This window comes from Spiroplasma endosymbiont of Villa modesta (assembly GCF_964030925.1).
GTDB lineage: Bacteria > Bacillota_I > Bacilli_A > Mycoplasmatales > VBWQ01 > Spiroplasma_E.
The window spans coordinates 749262-766375 of the sequence record NZ_OZ034992.1 but is presented as its reverse complement, the minus strand read 5'-3'; the positions used below and the strand labels follow the sequence as shown (position 1 = coordinate 766375).

The 17114-nt window shown below is 20.7% G+C and carries 23 protein-coding genes and 1 pseudogene; 6 read left to right on the top strand and 18 right to left on the bottom strand.

The features are described from left to right. Positions 1 to 31 precede the first annotated feature (31 nt). From holA to AAHM89_RS04940, 3 genes are all read right to left on the bottom strand, one after another. Positions 32 to 943 (bottom strand): DNA polymerase III subunit delta, encoded by a 912-nt coding sequence (gene holA, locus AAHM89_RS04950; protein WP_342267125.1) that lies wholly within the window; start codon positions 941 to 943, stop codon positions 32 to 34. Positions 944 to 1158: 215 nt separating this feature from the next. Then, positions 1159 to 1311, bottom strand: a complete 153-nt coding sequence (locus tag AAHM89_RS04945) for a hypothetical protein (RefSeq protein WP_252320469.1) — start codon at positions 1309 to 1311, stop codon at positions 1159 to 1161. Positions 1312 to 1465: 154 nt separating this feature from the next. Next, positions 1466 to 2443: an IS3 family transposase gene (locus AAHM89_RS04940; protein WP_342265776.1), complete on the bottom strand. Its 978-nt coding sequence runs from the start codon at positions 2441 to 2443 to the stop codon at positions 1466 to 1468. A gap of 104 nt (positions 2444 to 2547) precedes the next feature. Between AAHM89_RS04940 and AAHM89_RS04935 the strand changes: the two genes are divergently transcribed. Genes AAHM89_RS04935 through AAHM89_RS04925 form a run of 3 tightly spaced genes read left to right on the top strand, consistent with a single transcriptional unit; the run spans position 2548 to position 7595 of the window. Further along, on the top strand, positions 2548 to 3345 hold the full coding sequence (locus AAHM89_RS04935) for a hypothetical protein (protein ID WP_342267124.1): 798 nt from the start codon (positions 2548 to 2550) through the stop codon (positions 3343 to 3345). Position 3346: 1 nt separating this feature from the next. Beyond that, positions 3347 to 4732 carry a hypothetical protein gene (locus tag AAHM89_RS04930; RefSeq protein ID WP_342267123.1) on the top strand — a complete coding sequence of 462 codons (1386 nt, stop codon included), beginning with the start codon at positions 3347 to 3349 and terminating at the stop codon, positions 4730 to 4732. Then, entirely contained in the window at positions 4644 to 7595 is a 2952-nt protein-coding gene (locus tag AAHM89_RS04925; RefSeq protein WP_342267122.1) for a hypothetical protein, read from the top strand. Before AAHM89_RS04930 ends, AAHM89_RS04925 begins: the two co-directional genes overlap by 89 nt. A 550-nt stretch (positions 7596 to 8145) precedes the next feature. Here the strand turns inward: AAHM89_RS04925 and AAHM89_RS04920 are convergent. The 5 genes from AAHM89_RS04920 to AAHM89_RS04900 form a co-directional block, all read right to left on the bottom strand. Then, on the bottom strand, positions 8146 to 8940 hold the full coding sequence (locus AAHM89_RS04920) for a DUF3800 domain-containing protein (protein ID WP_342267121.1): 795 nt from the start codon (positions 8938 to 8940) through the stop codon (positions 8146 to 8148). A gap of 255 nt (positions 8941 to 9195) precedes the next feature. Further along, positions 9196 to 9390: a hypothetical protein gene (locus tag AAHM89_RS04915; RefSeq protein ID WP_342267120.1), complete on the bottom strand. Its 195-nt coding sequence runs from the start codon at positions 9388 to 9390 to the stop codon at positions 9196 to 9198. Positions 9391 to 9401: 11 nt separating this feature from the next. Beyond that, on the bottom strand, positions 9402 to 9563 hold the full coding sequence (locus AAHM89_RS04910; RefSeq protein ID WP_342267119.1) for a hypothetical protein: 162 nt from the start codon (positions 9561 to 9563) through the stop codon (positions 9402 to 9404). Further along, positions 9563 to 10171, bottom strand: a complete 609-nt coding sequence (locus tag AAHM89_RS04905) for a hypothetical protein (protein WP_342267118.1) — start codon at positions 10169 to 10171, stop codon at positions 9563 to 9565. The genes AAHM89_RS04910 and AAHM89_RS04905 overlap by 1 nt, the downstream gene beginning before the upstream one ends. Beyond that, a complete protein-coding gene (locus tag AAHM89_RS04900; RefSeq protein WP_342267117.1) occupies positions 10164 to 10301 on the bottom strand; it encodes a hypothetical protein in 138 nt (45 codons plus the stop codon). Before AAHM89_RS04900 ends, AAHM89_RS04905 begins: the two co-directional genes overlap by 8 nt. A gap of 111 nt (positions 10302 to 10412) precedes the next feature. On the opposite strand from AAHM89_RS04900, the gene AAHM89_RS04895 reads away from it, so the two are divergent. Beyond that, a complete protein-coding gene (locus tag AAHM89_RS04895; RefSeq protein ID WP_342267116.1) occupies positions 10413 to 11390 on the top strand; it encodes an IS3 family transposase in 978 nt (325 codons plus the stop codon). Between the two features lie 4 nt (positions 11391 to 11394). Here AAHM89_RS04895 and AAHM89_RS04890 read toward each other — a convergent pair whose 3' ends face one another. From AAHM89_RS04890 to AAHM89_RS04860, 7 genes are all read right to left on the bottom strand, one after another. Next, positions 11395 to 12114, bottom strand: coding sequence for a recombinase RecT (locus tag AAHM89_RS04890; RefSeq protein ID WP_342267115.1), 720 nt, complete (start codon positions 12112 to 12114; stop codon positions 11395 to 11397). Position 12115: 1 nt separating this feature from the next. Beyond that, on the bottom strand, positions 12116 to 12772 hold the full coding sequence (locus tag AAHM89_RS04885) for a hypothetical protein (RefSeq protein WP_342267114.1): 657 nt from the start codon (positions 12770 to 12772) through the stop codon (positions 12116 to 12118). Beyond that, on the bottom strand, positions 12747 to 12920 hold the full coding sequence (locus AAHM89_RS04880) for a hypothetical protein (protein ID WP_342267113.1): 174 nt from the start codon (positions 12918 to 12920) through the stop codon (positions 12747 to 12749). Before AAHM89_RS04880 ends, AAHM89_RS04885 begins: the two co-directional genes overlap by 26 nt. Before the next feature lie 15 nt (positions 12921 to 12935). Further along, a complete protein-coding gene (locus tag AAHM89_RS04875) occupies positions 12936 to 13142 on the bottom strand; it encodes a hypothetical protein (RefSeq protein WP_174480510.1) in 207 nt (68 codons plus the stop codon). A gap of 2 nt (positions 13143 to 13144) precedes the next feature. Further along, a complete protein-coding gene (locus tag AAHM89_RS04870) occupies positions 13145 to 13330 on the bottom strand; it encodes a hypothetical protein (RefSeq protein ID WP_342267112.1) in 186 nt (61 codons plus the stop codon). After that, entirely contained in the window at positions 13317 to 13439 is a 123-nt protein-coding gene (locus AAHM89_RS04865; RefSeq protein WP_342267111.1) for a hypothetical protein, read from the bottom strand. The genes AAHM89_RS04870 and AAHM89_RS04865 overlap by 14 nt, the downstream gene beginning before the upstream one ends. Positions 13440 to 13550: 111 nt before the next feature. Next, positions 13551 to 14051: a hypothetical protein gene (locus tag AAHM89_RS04860; RefSeq protein ID WP_342267110.1), complete on the bottom strand. Its 501-nt coding sequence runs from the start codon at positions 14049 to 14051 to the stop codon at positions 13551 to 13553. A gap of 438 nt (positions 14052 to 14489) precedes the next feature. On the opposite strand from AAHM89_RS04860, the gene AAHM89_RS04855 reads away from it, so the two are divergent. Together AAHM89_RS04855 and AAHM89_RS04850 are read left to right on the top strand one after the other, a co-directional pair. Further along, entirely contained in the window at positions 14490 to 14912 is a 423-nt protein-coding gene (locus AAHM89_RS04855; RefSeq protein ID WP_342267109.1) for a transposase family protein, read from the top strand. A 23-nt stretch (positions 14913 to 14935) separates the two neighbouring features. Continuing rightward, on the top strand, positions 14936 to 15343 hold the full coding sequence (locus AAHM89_RS04850) for a transposase family protein (RefSeq protein ID WP_342265941.1): 408 nt from the start codon (positions 14936 to 14938) through the stop codon (positions 15341 to 15343). Between the two features lie 360 nt (positions 15344 to 15703). Here AAHM89_RS04850 and AAHM89_RS04845 read toward each other — a convergent pair whose 3' ends face one another. From AAHM89_RS04845 to AAHM89_RS12810, 3 genes and pseudogenes are all read right to left on the bottom strand, one after another. Further along, on the bottom strand, positions 15704 to 16303 hold the full coding sequence (locus tag AAHM89_RS04845) for a LemA family protein (RefSeq protein WP_252319773.1): 600 nt from the start codon (positions 16301 to 16303) through the stop codon (positions 15704 to 15706). Positions 16304 to 16446: 143 nt separating this feature from the next. Continuing rightward, the gene (locus AAHM89_RS04840) at positions 16447 to 17043 is read right to left on the bottom strand and encodes a JAB domain-containing protein (protein WP_342267298.1); all 597 of its coding nucleotides are present in this window, start codon (positions 17041 to 17043) and stop codon (positions 16447 to 16449) included. Further along, positions 17036 to 17098 (bottom strand): annotated as a pseudogene (locus AAHM89_RS12810) (hypothetical protein); the annotation flags it as partial. The pseudogene AAHM89_RS12810 and the gene AAHM89_RS04840, both read right to left, overlap by 8 nt. Between the last annotated feature and the right edge of the window lie 16 nt (positions 17099 to 17114).

Sequence of the window (17114 nt, the reverse complement as noted above, 5' to 3'; positions counted from 1 at the left end):
CTCTTGAGTTTAAAACATCTATAATTATATACTAAATATTCAAAAAAAATAAATCAATTGCAATATTTTTATTAAACTTTCCTTTTTTGATATTGTAATCTAATTCATATAATTTCAACAAAATATTATTAATATTTAAATTAATATTTAAATATTGTTCTAATATTTTTACTTGAAACTTAGAAATATTTAATATATTGGAAATATCTTCATTACTTTTTTTTTGTTTAACTAAAATTTTGATATCTCTAATTAATTCTAATTGATATACAAGAATATTAATCAATTTAATTTTATCATAATTAATAACATTATAATAGTTATATTGTGTTCAAAAATTGTTATAATCTTTTTTTAATATATATTCAACAGTTTTAAAAATATTTGTTTCAAAATATTTAGGAACCACCTCAATAATAATATCTGAAGTTATTTTTTTTCCAATTAATCTTAATTTTGATAACTCATTTAAAATAATACTGACATCATTTGGCAAGTATTCTAAAAGAAAATTAGTTGCTTCTTGAGTAATGTTAATTTTAAAACTATTGCAAACTTTATTAATTAATAATAATAATTGTGATTTTGTATAATTTTTAATTTTGATAATATTAAATTGTTGAAATTCTCTACTAATTTTAAAATCAACATTTAAACTTTTAATAATTATCATTGTTTTTTGATTATGATTAAGCAAAGCATTAACAAATTTTTTTTCTTTAATATATTTTTGTCATAAATTACTGCTATCATTAATTACGATTACTTTATTTTCTTCAAATATACTCATAATTTGAATTTCATTAATAATATTAACAATTGTATCCTCTTGTAATTCATATAGATTATAATCATAATTTTCTTTTTTATGATTTTTTTTAATTAATTGTTCAATATTTTTTCTTACTAAATACTCATCTTGACCATGAACAATATAAACCATGTTTCCAACCTCACAAAATTATTAATATATTTTACGTTAATGTTATAATATCATAATGTTTCATATATAATCACACTTTTATTTTTTCCTCAATAATAAACTTTTTTAAGATTATTCAGTGTTTCAATATTCGGAAAATACTTTTGTTTTTGATAATATTTCAAATTTGAACTTTTATCTTATATAGTAATTATTATATCTAATGTTTTAAAACATTATCACTTTTCAACTAAATTATAAAGATCTTCAGCAACCGCTTGATGCACTAATGTTGTTGGATGAACTTCATCAAAGAAGAAATAATTATTTAATGTTTCTTTTGTTGAACCATTAACATATGTTGCTGTAACAGCACCATCTAATGCCATATGAGCATAATCAGATTCAATTGCATTTTGAGTAATATTTTTACCTTCTTGTTGAAATATCAGTGCATATTTACTTAATTCTTCTCTTAAACTAAATCTTCTAATAAAATTGGTGGTTGGCCCTTAATTACTGGACCATTTTTGATATAAAATTCTAAATTTTAATTTGTAAAATTGGTGGTTTTAGAAATTTAGAATGTATTCTTTCATAATTATAAAACATAACATATTGATTTACATCATTTATAGCTTCATTGATGGATAAATATTGATTTGATCCTTTAGGTAGTCATTCTTGAGATAAATGAGAAAATCAGTTTTCAGATAATACATTACCACCAATATCATAAGGTTGTTTTTTGCTTAAAATTATTTGTTTATCCTCTGCTCATTTTGTGATATCCTGACAATAAAATTCGTTGGCGTTATCTGAATGTAAAATAACATTTTTTACTTGATTTCAAGAAAATTGTTTGTTGATTTTTTCAAGAGCAGGAAGAATTAAATCCTGATATGATTTATTAGGAGCAATATTATAACTAACAACATTATTTGAATAAAAATCAATAATTACAAAAAGATATAATCATCCTTCTTTAGTATTTATTTGTTTAGTGTCCATTGATCAAATTTGATTTGAAGAGGTTGTACTTTTATAATCTTTGTTTACTTTATCCATTGTAGGTATTCACTTATTTGGATTTTTTTTGTTTTTAGGATAGTTATTTTTAGTTTGTTTTAATCCTTGAATATTGTGTTCTTTCATAATTTTTCGCATTTGTTTTATTGATAATTCTATATTTAAAATGATATTTTTTTCTTGTTTTAATCACTCTTTAAAAGCTGAAAAAATTCTTAAATATCCATAAATTCTGCCTTTTCTTGTAGAATGAAATTCGATTAAAAGTTGGCATATTTTTTGATATTTATGATTGCATTTAATAATATGATTTTCTTCTTTTTTAATAGGTTTTTGTTTATTTTTTAAAAAGTAATATGTTGATCTGTTTAATTGAAGATATTGACATAGGTTTCTAATTGAATATTGATTTTTACAATCATCAATAATTTTAATTTTTTCTTTGATATTTAATTTGTTAATTACTAATGCTATTTGTTTAATTTTATCCATTAATAAAAATCCTTTCAGGTTAAAATTAGTGTTAATTATATAACACAATTGTTTTTAGAATACATTCAGGTTTTTTAAATTAATGGTCTAGTAAAAAGGGCTAAGTGGCAAGTGGCAAGTGGCCACAAAGTTGATATTATGGTGTACCTAGTGTTTTAACTGGTTCTATATTTGCAAGATATTTAGATAAAGTAAATACTAAATTAGATTTTCAAGTTTCTAAAATAACTGGTGGATTAGATATAGGTATGGCAACAAGTTCAAGTGGTCATCCAACTGCTGCTTCATTATGATTTATTGGTGAAAATCATAATGGAAGAAGAGCACATAAAGTAAGTGAATTTTATCATAGTAATGCTAATATTAATGGTCAACCAGCAATGTATTTTAAAAATACTTATGAATTAGCAAATAGTATTATTGATTATTATTTAATTGAAGCACAAAAATATTTTGCTATGTTTAAAGGTTTTACTTGTTATGTTGATTATGGTAATGGTGGTCAAGCATTTATTGATGTTTTAAATGTAGAAAAAAATAAAAGAAATATGAATTGATTAAATTTTGAACCAGTAGATAAATCAGTAATGTATTTAAAAGATAGAATTGATTTTACTACTACTGGATTAATTAAAAATATATTAAGTTATGATTGAAATAATTGTCCAGAAACTAAAAGACAATATAGTTTAATTCAATGATTATCTAAATCTAAAATAGAAAATTCAAATAATGAACCTAAAATGTTAGATTTATATGATGATACTTGAGATAGTGATTGTTATGCATTAATGAATGATATGAAATGATTAATTGAACAAATAAATAATGAATTATTAATTAATAAAACTAAATTTGAATTTGGTAAACAATATAGTTTTATTAATAATAAGGAGTGATAATATGAATTATAGTCCAACAGAATATTTTAGTATACATGAAGATAATTGAGAATTAGATATACCTAGAATTATTGCAAATAAAAGTACAATGTTATGATTAGGTAAAGGTTTATTATTTAAAAGTGAAAATAAAGACTTATTAAATTTTTTAAATAAATTAAAAGATAAAGATAAATGAAATGAAAAATTATATCAATTTGGTATTCAAAATTCATTATTAGGTAAATGTTTTTTAATATGAATGTTAACTAAAAATGGTGAATTAAGTTTAACTTTACCAAGTCCAAGTTTTATGTCACGTGTTGCCAAATTTAATGAACAAGAACAATCAGCAGAATTATTTTTTATGAATGAACAAAGTGATAATGGTAGTTTAACATGAGTAACAATAGAAAATTCAAAAGTAAAAGTTGAAATATTTAATGGTAATAGAGAAATTTTATTAGGTAGTACAAAATCAAAAATTAAACCAGAAAGTCAATTAAAACAACAATATGAATTAAAAAATCCATTTGGTTATTTACCAATTGTTGAAATTACAAATTTACCACAAATTCATTTTTATGGTAATAGTACACAAATGAATGCATATCCAGATTGTGTACCAGTATGAAATTTAATATGAGATTTACAACATATTATTAAACAAAAAAGAAAAGAAAGAATATTAAATTTAACTAGATTTTATGGAATTATTGATAATGAAAAATTTAAAGCTTTAAATTTAAGTGATGATTTTCAATCAATTATTAAAGACGCATTTTTAAATATTACTACTGCAAATTATGCAAAAGGTGGTAATGGTGGAGTTGATATTGTACAAGGTAATCCAAAATTTGGTGAATATTGACTTGATTATAATGGTACAGCAAAACAAATATTTAATGGTGCTGGTTATGATTATGATGAATTTAATGGAATTAATTATGAAAATAAAACTAAAACATTAATGAATAATAAATTTGATATGCAAACAACAGAAGTAAAAATAACACATTATACAACTTATTTATATAGAATGTTTGATATGTTAGTAACTTCTTCTAAAGATGAAAATGGAAAAGTATATTGAAATGGTAAGGGTGAAAGACCTTATAGTTTTGAATTTATACCAATTGCTATGGTTGACCAATTAGTACAAGATGAATTAATTAATAGTAGATTAAATAATGGAACAATGTCAATAGTTGAAGCAATTAGTTTATATGAAAATATTGATACATTAATGGCAAAACAAAAATTAGAACATATTATTAATGAAAATAAATTTTTAAATAAAAATTTAGGAGATAATACAAATGATAATGAACAACGCAGTAAGAATTCAATTAATGAAACAAGCACATCTAGCATTAAAACAAACTCAACAATTAATAAAGAGATGTAGTTATTGAAAAATATTTCCATTTATTATAAATAATGGTGCTATACCTTTAACTGAAACTGGTTATAAACCAATTAATAGTAAAATTAGTGATTTTGGTCAATATGAATTAATATTAACTGGTACTACTCCAGTTGTATGTATTTGAAAAAATAGTACAAAAATATATCAAAAAAATAAAGGTAAAATTAATGAAGAAACACATAAAGTTACAGGTCAAGATGAATTTTATACAAAACAATATAAAATAGGTGATTATTGAAATGCTTATTTAATTGATGATACAAGTGGTGTTGATTTTAGTAATTTACCAAATAATCAAATATTTAAAACAGTACAAACAAAAAGACAATATACTTTAGTAATGTTTGAAGAACATATTACAATTGATGATTATTTACAATTTTTTGTAGTATTTAATGATGAAAATGAAAATATTGGTGGTAATAGTGGTAAAAATCAAGATAGACAATTATTATATATTTCAAATGTAACAAATTATTATAGTCCTTATAATGGTGCATTTAGTATGCAAGTATTAACTTTTAGTAGTTTAAATGATAGAGTAGTTTCTAGTGGTCAAAATACACTTGATTTTGTACAATATGCAAGCCCGGGTAGTGGTTATGCTTTCCCTACTATTCAACAAGGAAAAGTAACCTTAAATCGTACTTTAATGAAAGATATTGGTGTACGTTATAGTCATAGACAAAGTTATGGATTAGAATTATTAACAAGTTGTTATTATTATGGAAGACCTATAATTCAAGGGCAAGAACCAATTCAACAAGGAACAGAAGAAATATTTGAAAGTAAAGTATTTGCTTCAAGAAGATTATTTATTGCTGGTAATAATGAAAAATCTACAACTGATATTAAAAATAATGGTGGTTTACTTGCTGGTATAAATGATAAAATAACAACAAGTAGTCATCCAGAAACTACATTTTATAATATTATGAATGCACAACCTACTGGATTTACTAATTTTAAAAATTTTACAGAATGATTAAAAACTTCATTAAATTTTCAAGATAATTTATTTGTAACAAAAGATTTTAAAGGTATGCTTGCTTTTGATAAAGATAAAGCAAGATTAAGTAATGGTACATCAGTAGGAGAAGCAAAATTCTTTTGAGATAGTGAATGAAATATAAATAATTTAACGGGTAATTATAATGTAGATATGTCAAGTAATTTTAAATATAAAGACCCAGATACACATTTAATTATAGGAAGTCCAACTGTAGATTATAGTAAAATAACACAAAAATATATGTCATCAATATTAAATTTTAATAGTGTAGTATTTAGTCCTTTAATACAAATGCCTTATGATAGTCAACAATGATTACCTTTTGCTTTAAGTGATATTCCTTTAATTGGTAAATTATTAAATGCTTTAACATTAGGTATATGAAGTAGTTGAGTTATTACTCAAAATGCTCAACAATATAAAAAAATGTTATATTTTAATGGTTTTATGAGTGCATTTTTTACAAGTAATTTAGAAAGTATTATTGGTAATGGTGGTTTAATTCCATTAAATGCATTTACAAATGATAATGATTTTACTATTGGTAAATTATTAGGTGCAAATGTTTCAACAACTGCTATGACAATGAAATTAAGTGATAGAGTAAGTGTTTATCCATGAGACCCTACTACTGGTCAGAAATTAACTACAAAAGAACAAATAAGTACAGTTGATTTATCACAAAAGAAAAATAATAAAGTTTATATTTTAGCAGAAGATACAGAGTTTTTAGATATTGCTTCACCATTTACAAATGAAGATACTAATTGTCAATGAAATCCAACATCAAATGGAGTTATTGATGGTTCAAATTATGCTTATATTATTGATACAATTGTAACTCAATCATTACATCAAGGTGAAGAAAGACATACATTTTATAGTGATAATCCTTTTACTTATCAAGGTGATTATAATGAAATATCAGTTGCTCAGTTTAGATATAATAATATGGGTTATTTAACTGGTAATGCTTTTAATTGAACTACTTTATATAAATTAAATCATGATGAATATTCAGAAAGTGAAGAAACAACATTTAGTTATCCAGCAAAAATATTACCACCAAGTCCTCAAAATATAGCAAAATCAATTGTTATTGTTCCAGATTTAAAAATTGAAATGACAGCAAACGATGTATCATTAATAAAAAAAGGATTTAATAATATAAAAGAATGAGAAGAAAAAAATATAAGTAAATTTGATAAATATGAAATAGATTTAAATTCATTATTAGACCCTACATTATTAATTAATACATTTAATGATTTAAAAAGATTTTACAAAAGCATAACAATACATTATAGCTATAAATTTGAAACAATAGCAAATTCAAAAAGTTCTGATTTAAATATCATTGATATTAATAACGAAACTTTTAAACCATCAAAAGAAGTAAAAAATACAAGTATAACTATTGATTTAAAAGATTTAAAAATAAATAAAAACAGTTTTCCAGAATCTGAATTTTTTAGTAAGTTTGGTACAATTGCTCCTAATGAAGTTAATGATTATTTTGCAAATGCTTATTATAAAAGTATTAACAATTATAATATTTTTAATTCATATTCTTTCTGTAATTACGAATTTGATTTAAAAATTAAAAAGTCTTATAATTCTTATGAACAAAAAATAAATAATGATTATCCTATAGCATTTAGTATAATTAATAACTCAGAAAAATTAAATTGAATTATTTATTTACAAGGCAATTTAGGTAAAATAGAATATACCAATTCTGCACAAAGAGAACCAGATAAAAGTTGAACATATAGATATATATCAAATCTTAAATCTAATATTAATAAAATAGTTTTAAATGCAAGATAATTTGGTAAAATTAAAATATAATTAAGTTCTAGGAAGTGAATAAACATGTATTTTTTAAATCGTAATGAATTTTGACCATGATGAGGTGATTTTATAAATTCTCCTTACACAATTTCAATTGCCATATCTTTGACATTTTTATTTCTAATGTTTGTACCATATAAGTTATTCATTCGTTTTTGTGATAATAAAAATTTAAAAAACTATATATATATATATACCACCTTAAGTTTTTTATTTATAAGTCCATTACTTTTTTTATTTTTTAATAGTAGTATGAATTTAAAAAATGTTTATTATATATTTATTATTTTTGCATGTATTGAGTTATTATATTTTTATTTTATTCCAATAATTTTAAAGTTAATTCGAAAATTTCCAAAATTAAAATCTATTTTTAAATTTAAAAGCAAATCTAACCAAAATAATATTTCACAATCTAATTAAAAAGTTACCTAAATGGTAACTTTTTTTATATAAAAGAAAAAAGGTGGAAGACGAACTTACGCTTTTACCAATATGGGACAAAGTCCTATGGCCACCTTTATACTTAAATATTATCAATTTTAATATTTTTGTCAATATTTTTACTAATTTCATCTTCTTTATTTAAAAAAGGAAGATTTTTATATACTATATGTTTTAAATTATCTATATAATTAAAAAATTCTTTATCTTCTTCATTATATGCTCTTCCAATAGAATATGCAACAAAATCTGCACCTTGTAAACAGTAATCTTTTTTTGAATCTTCCATTTTAAAATTAAATTCATAATCAAAAAAACTTAAATATTTTTGACCATATTTTAAATATTTATCCATTGTTTCAAATTTAGAATAGTATAAATATTCTTTATCACTAATAATATTGATTTTAGCATTTTTATTATATATATTTTTCTTTTTTATAAGAGTTATTAACTGTCCTATAAAATAAGTTTTTTGTCTCCCATATTCATTTTTTCTAATTTTTTTAATAATTCTTTTTGCTTTTTTATTTTTATTTATATTATCTGATAAAATTTTAAATTGTTTTTCAATATTTTTTAACATATATGAAGAATTTTTTTCAACAATTACACAAAATAATTTACAATTACTGTTTATTATACAATTATTTATTTTTATTCTTTTTTCTTTTGAAATTCTATCTGACCCTTTTACTTCTTTATTATTTCCAAATAATGAGATTAATGTTTTTTCAAAATTAATTCTAAATTCTTCAATATCTTTTTTATGTTGAAACAAAAGACCTGCATATATAAAATATTTACTTTCATCTGATAATTCAATATTTCCACTATCATCAATAAATATTCAATATTCTTTTATATTATTGCTCATAAATAAAAACTCATTCCCATTTTTTATCTGTTAATAATATTATAAATTAAAAAAATAAAAAAAGAGAAATTATTTAGGAATGAGTAATTTCTCTTTATTAATTATATCATATTTTCTATATTAAATATAGAAAATTTAGTTATATTATCAATAATTAATAATTTTAGTTATAACATCCGTTAGTACTGAAATTATCATTAAAAATAATATTACTGATACTGATACTATAGTTAATATTTCTCATCAAACCATTATTTACTCCTTATTTTTAAATTCATTTTTAATTTCTTTTACTTTATTTTTAAATTGTTTTTTATGAAAATAACACATATTAAAAAATTGAACAGCACTATCTTCAATATTTCCAATTTTTAAAGTAACTAATACTTTACTATTACAATATTTAACAATACATTTAAGTAATACTTTTTCTTGTTTTTGTTTTTGCATTATTTTACTTCCTAACCAATAAATACTTTTAATGTTTGTTCATTATCTTGTAAATCATATTCAATTTTATTAATATTTTTATTACCATTTTTATGTTCTTTACTATAAATAACAATTTGTCTTCCAACCTTATTTATTAATTCAAATCTAGTTACTTTTTTTAATTCTTTCATTATTTATTCTCCTTATTTAAATAATATCAACCAATTAATAAACTATCAGCTTCATCATGATTTGATATTTTTATATTTCATTTATTTTCTTTTATTAAATATTCACACATAAATAAAGAAACATTTTTATCTCATTTATAATTTATACCATTTACAAATGTAATAGCAGAACAATATTTATCATTTTTTACATATCATTTCTTTCACTCACTTGGACTTATTAACATATTTTTAGTTAATAATTTATTAAATTGTCCAGCAATAAAACCACGTAAATGTTCTTGAGTTTCATAACCAATACCATTTTTACTATGAAAAGTACCACGTTCAATGATTAAATCAAATTTTTCTAATCATGGATAAGTATTATTAGGTTTTGTATCAATATTAGGAATAATATAATCTCTAATTTTTCATTTTAATTCTAATGATGTTTTTATTTCATATTTATTAAAATTATAACTGCTTATTCATATCGGTTTTCATTCATCGATATATTCAATTTCATTATAATTAACTTCACATTCACTAATTCTTTTTGTTTTTTTTCATAAAGTAAATCCAGTATTTTTAATACTTGGGTCAATTGAAAGTAAATAATTATTCATAATTTAATCTACCACAACTTTCACATTTTATTTCTTCTCTTCATGGACTTGCATTACCTTCATTTTCTAAATCTAAATCACTTGCATATATACTACATATTGCTTTACATTGCCACTTGCCACTTGCCACTTGCCACTTAGCCCTTTTTACTAGACCATTAATTTAAAAAACCTGAATGTATTCTAAAAACAATTGTGTTATATAATTAACACTAATTTTAACCTGAAAGGATTTTTATTAATGGATAAAATTAAACAAATAGCATTAGTAATTAACAAATTAAATATCAAAGAAAAAATTAAAATTATTGATGATTGTAAAAATCAATATTCAATTAGAAACCTATGTCAATATCTTCAATTAAACAGATCAACATATTACTTTTTAAAAAATAAACAAAAACCTATTAAAAAAGAAGAAAATCATATTATTAAATGCAATCATAAATATCAAAAAATATGCCAACTTTTAATCGAATTTCATTCTACAAGAAAAGGCAGAATTTATGGATATTTAAGAATTTTTTCAGCTTTTAAAGAGTGATTAAAACAAGAAAAAAATATCATTTTAAATATAGAATTATCAATAAAACAAATGCGAAAAATTATGAAAGAACACAATATTCAAGGATTAAAACAAACTAAAAATAACTATCCTAAAAACAAAAAAAATCCAAATAAGTGAATACCTACAATGGATAAAGTAAACAAAGATTATAAAAGTACAACCTCTTCAAATCAAATTTGATCAATGGACACTAAACAAATAAATACTAAAGAAGGATGATTATATCTTTTTGTAATTATTGATTTTTATTCAAATAATGTTGTTAGTTATAATATTGCTCCTAATAAATCATATCAGGATTTAATTCTTCCTGCTCTTGAAAAAATCAACAAACAATTTTCTTGAAATCAAGTAAAAAATGTTATTTTACATTCAGATAACGCCAACGAATTTTATTGTCAGGATATCACAAAATGAGCAGAGGATAAACAAATAATTTTAAGCAAAAAACAACCTTATGATATTGGTGGTAATGTATTATCTGAAACCTGATTTTCTCATTTATCTCAAGAATGACTACCTAAAGGATCAAATCAATATTTATCCATCAATGAAGCTATAAATGATGTAAATCAATATGTTATGTTTTATAATTATGAAAGAATACATTCTAAATTTCTAAAACCACCAATTTTACAAATTAAAATTTAGAATTTTATATCAAAAATGGTCCAGTAATTAAGGGCCAACCACCAATAATTGCTTGGTCACTTTCATATGCAATTTGCATTTCACTACTCATAATTCCCCATTTTCTTAATAATTGAGTTAATACAGTTTTTAATGCCATACTATCAAAATCACTAACAACAAATTCTTTATTTTTGGCATAAGTTTTTGAATATTTTAAAAAATGTTTTTCTATTTGTTCTTTTGACATATATAAAGTTTTTTCAAAACCATTTACCAATTGAAAATATGCTACATAACCAATAATAGGTTGTTTTAATCTTTCTAAATCATCTTGTATTCAATTAAATTCAATTCCCTTAAGTCTATCTATTTTTTTAATTTCTGTTAATCTAACATCACTTACATTAATTTCTTTATATTGTTGACTACGTAATGCTAATTGAATATAACCTTTATATCCCATTTGAAATTGAGCATTATTTACTATAGTATTACTATCTCAATAAGGTACAATATAGCAATAACCAAAATTCTTTTCTAATGGTAAATTCAATAATACCGCTTGATAACAACTATTAATAATAGTATCTGGATATGCTTTATCTAAACCATATTGATTTGAAATTGCTAATACATTACTTTTAAATTTTTGAATTTCTAAATTATTAATAATACCTTTTTGTCTAATAAATTTTTCTACATTACCATTATTAATATTTTTAACTAATAATTCATTTGCCATTTTATTTTAATTCCTTTCATGTTCAAATTGCTTTTTCTCATTCAATTAATAATTCATTTGTTATTTCAACTTTTATTAATTCAATTTCAGTTTCTTTAATTCAACATATAAAATGTATATTTGATAATTCATAATTATTATTTTTTAATAATCAATAATATGCTATTATTTGTAATTTTGATTTTTCTAATAATTCTTTAGTAAAAACTTTATAAGTTTTAAAATCTATTATTATATTTAAATTATTTTCTTTATAAATTAAATCTGGTGTTCCAGCAACAATATCATAATTAAATATTTTTTCACTAATATATTCATTATTATTAATAAATTTATTTGGTAAATAATCTAATAATGTATAACAATAATTTAAATAATTTTGTGAAAATAAATCTTTAATAATATTTTTAATTTGATTACTTATATTTTTAATATTTATATTTTTAAAATATAATTCTGCTACTTTATGAACTGCATTATCACGAATTCTTGCATTATGAATATTAAAACAATATTTACATTTATTACATTTACAATATGAATTACCTAAATAATAATCAAGTATTTTACTTACTGATATTAATTCTTTATTTTGAATAAAATATTGATGTGTTTCTTTTTTAAAAATTAAATTATTTTTTTGATTGTTTAATTGCATTTTTAATTAAACCTCTTATAAACTTTGTAATTGTAATATTTTTACTTTGACAAAAATCTTTAATTTCTTGTTTTTCAATATCAGAAACACGAAATCTTATTCAATTACTTAATAATTTATCTTTTGAAATTTTATTTCTAGGTGCCATATTTATTTATCTCCTTTAACCTTTAAAAATTCTTTTATAATCAATAATTGCTTGTTCTAATTTATTTACATCTTCATATGTAAAATAATCATTATAAGTTTTTAAATCACCATCATCATCAATTGTAATTTCTCAATTTTCATATTTACTATTAAATTCTTCTTGTAATTCTTCAAATTTTTCTATTAATTTTCTTGCATTTTGTAATTCTAATCTATTCATATTTACACTCCTTTAAAATTTTCTAATTGTAATTCATTAATATAATGGTTATATAACCTATCATAGTTATCACTTGTTAAATACATATCTTCTTCAATCATGTCATCAATACATTTATTACAATAATATGTATTTTCTAATTCAGAAAATCATATATATTTTTCATTATGTATATTACATTTCATCATTATCACTCATTAATTTATAAAAACATTTATTACAAGTTCTATTTGCAAATGATGAATTTTTATTACATATATCACATGAACCTTTAATTCTATATTCTCTACATTCCATATTTATTAATCCCTTTCTATAATTTTTAATATTTCTTGTATTTCAATATATTTTTTATTTTTAAGTAATTTTTCATTACATAAATTTTTAATTAATTCTATTTTTTCAACATTAAGTAACATAATTAATGCCTTTCTTAATAAAATTATTTTTTTCTTGTAATTTTTCTCAAAAATTATTTTCAATTGGTAAACTTGCTTTTAATTGTTTTAACTTTAAAAGTAATTTATAACCTTTAATACTTTCTAACTTTTTATTAGTTTTATTTTTTAAATCATATTCATAAATAGTAAAATCAAAACTTCTTTTAATACTTATTCTAATTTCATTTTTTTCTTTACTTCTATGAATAAATCTTTTATCAATTCATACACCAATAACATTAGAATTATTTTCATTTAATAATTTAATAAAACTTGCTTTACTAGTTTCATTAATAATTGCTATTTTTGGCAAGAAAATAGAAGTAAAATTAATTTTTGTTTTTTCTAATAATTCTTGTATTTCTTTTTCTTCTAAATTTTGTTGAAAAATATTATCTTTATCAAAATCTAAAAGTAAATTAGTAATTTCTTCTTTTGATAAATCTTTTTTAATATTTTCTTTAAACATAAAATATAATCCTTTCTTTAATTTAAGTCTTATTTAAAAGAAGTCTTAAAAAGAGAAAAATTCTTTTCTCTTTCTTTTTGAAAAAGAGGGGGTGTGGGGGAGAAAAAACTTTTTCTTTCTCTTTTCTTTAAAAGAACACACTAAAAATTACTATTGGAATATTCCAGCACAATAGCCTAAATAATTTTTTATTTAGTTATGTAATAATTAATTACTTTAATAAAGTGCTGGTTTAATAAAATAATTAATTATAATTGTTGAACAATTAAAAATGAGAGAATTATCTCTCATGTCATTTTTATAAAATATACCAATTTTTTATTCGGCCGAAATAAAAGACATATTCTGTAATTAAATTTTTTAAAAGTCAATTAATAATTTTAAAATTTATTTTATAATTTTGTTATTAACAATAAATTTAGAAAAGTGTTGATAAAAATGATTTTTGAAAATTTAAAAAAATTAAAAAATGAAGAATTTTACAGATATTTTGGTATAAAACGTTTTCATTTTAATGAAATGTTAGAAAAATTAATTGAAATAGAAAAATTTGAAAAAAATAAAGGTCGAAAAAATAAACTTTCAGTAGAAGAAAGATTAATGATGACTTTATTATACTGAAAAGAATATTATACTTTTTTTCAAATGAGTATTAAATCTAAAATGAGCCCATCAAGTTGTTTTCGAAATATTACTTGAGTAGAAAATAAACTTAGTAACCACAAAGATTACCAATTTTTAAAAGAAAGATATAAATTAAAAATTGATAAAAAACAAGAAAATTCAAATGAATTTCAATTTTATTTAATTGATTCAACTGAGATTGAAATTGAAAGACCAACTAAAAAAAACTACAGTTAGAATATTTTTCTGGTAAAAGTTGAATGTATTCTATAAAATTTCAAATTGTATATGATTTTTTTAATAAAAAAATTGTTGATATTTTTGCTGATAATGGTAAAGTGCATGATTTTCAAATATTAAAAAATTCAAATCTTGAATTTTCAGAAAAAACAATAATTATTGGTGATTTAGGATATCAAGGTATACAAAATATTTATAAAAATACAATAATACCAATTAAAAGAACTAAAAATAAAAAATTAACTAAACAAGAAAGAAAATACAATAAGATTGTATCTAAAATTAGAATTAAAGTTGAACATGTCTTTGCTTGATTGAAAAGATTCAAAATTTTAGTAAATAAATGTAGAAAATCTAAATTTAGACTTATGTACTTAAGATTTAACTTACTTTGTGAAATTTTTAATAAAATAAAATCATTAAAATAAAAAAAATATTAAAAATATTTTTTTAAAATTTAAATTTTTATCGAGTTAATATAAAAATATTATTAACAATTTTTTGTTTAAAATGTAAACTCATTTTTTAAACTATTTTTTCAAAAAATATTTATTTCTATATTCAATAACACTAAATAGTTTTAAAACAATTTTATTGACAATTAATTAAATTTAATTACGGAATATGTCCAAAGAATAAAAGAATTAAATCTAATTAATATAAATTTTAATTTTAAATAAAATACCCTTTCTTTAAACAAATCATAAATGTTTATTCAAAACAATTTATTTGTCTAAAGAAAGGGGTAAATAACTAATTTAAATATATTTTCAAAAATAAATTTAATTTTATAAATCAATTTTAATATCTTGACGATCGCTATCTGATGCAAGAAAGTAATCTTTTGAAACTAAATTTAATGTTGATGCTACAACATTACTTGGAAAGGTTTTAATTTTACTATTGAACACCTTAACATTAGCATTATAAAATCTTCTAGCAGCAGCAATATTATCTTCACAATCTTTGGCACCTGATTGTAATTGTAAAACAGTAGTATTTGCTTTTAAATCAGGATAATTTTCTAATAAAGCATTAAATTTTCCAAAAGCTGCATTAAGTCCACTATCTGCTTTTGAAAGATCACTCATTGTTTCCATTTTTCCACTTCGTAAAGATACAACATCTGTTAATGTACTTTTTTCAAATTTCATATAACCTTTAGTAGCATCTACTAATTTTGTTAATAAATCAAAACGACGCTTTAATTGCACATCAATATCAGAAGCAGTTTCTTCAATTGATTGTTGTAATCTTAGAAAATTATTACGAGAAACAATAAATAAAATTATTGGAAATATTAAAACAAAAGATAAATAAACCATAATTTTTCCAAATAGTGACGGTTGGGCAGTAAATGATTCATTGCTTGGTTTAATTGTTGACATAATTTTCTCCTTTCTTATCAATATCTAATAACAAACTATGTTTAATAACTAGTCCATTCTTGGTAAGTTAAATATTATTTACACACTAAACCATAATAATTTTACTATATTTTTAAATTTAAGTAATGTATTTTTTTAAGTTTTTATTTAAACTTATAATATTTTTTATTTAAATTTATACTAAAATAATTACCTTTGCCAATAATAATATGATCAACTAAGGTAATATTAAAAACCTGAAAATTTTTTTTAATTTCTTCGGTGATATATAAATCAGATAGTGAAGGTTCACTATTACCACTAGGATGATTATGAATACAAATTACTTTACTTGATTTATGAATAAGTGCCAGATGCAACATATCTTTAACATCAATTTTCATAATATCATTAGTACCCTTATATAATAAATTTTGATGAATTAATTTATTTTGATTATTTAATAATAATAAATAAAAATGTTCTTGCGTTAAATTTTGATAATATGCATTAACTAAATTAAAAACATCTTCAGGAATAATAATTTTAAAATATTTTTTTTGACTTTCAATAGTTCTTATTCTTTTTACTATTTCTAAACAACTTAAAATTTCTAAAGCCTTACTAACACCAATACCTTTAATACTCATCAAAGATTTAATAGTTACTTTATTTAAATTTTCAAGACCATTAAAATTAGTAATTATTTCTTGCGCTAAAAATAATACATTTTTTTTCTTTAGTTCCTGTTCGCAAAATAATTGCTAATAATTCATTATCACTAAGAGCGTCAAAGCCATATTTAATGGCTTTTTCTCTTGGTTTTTTGTAT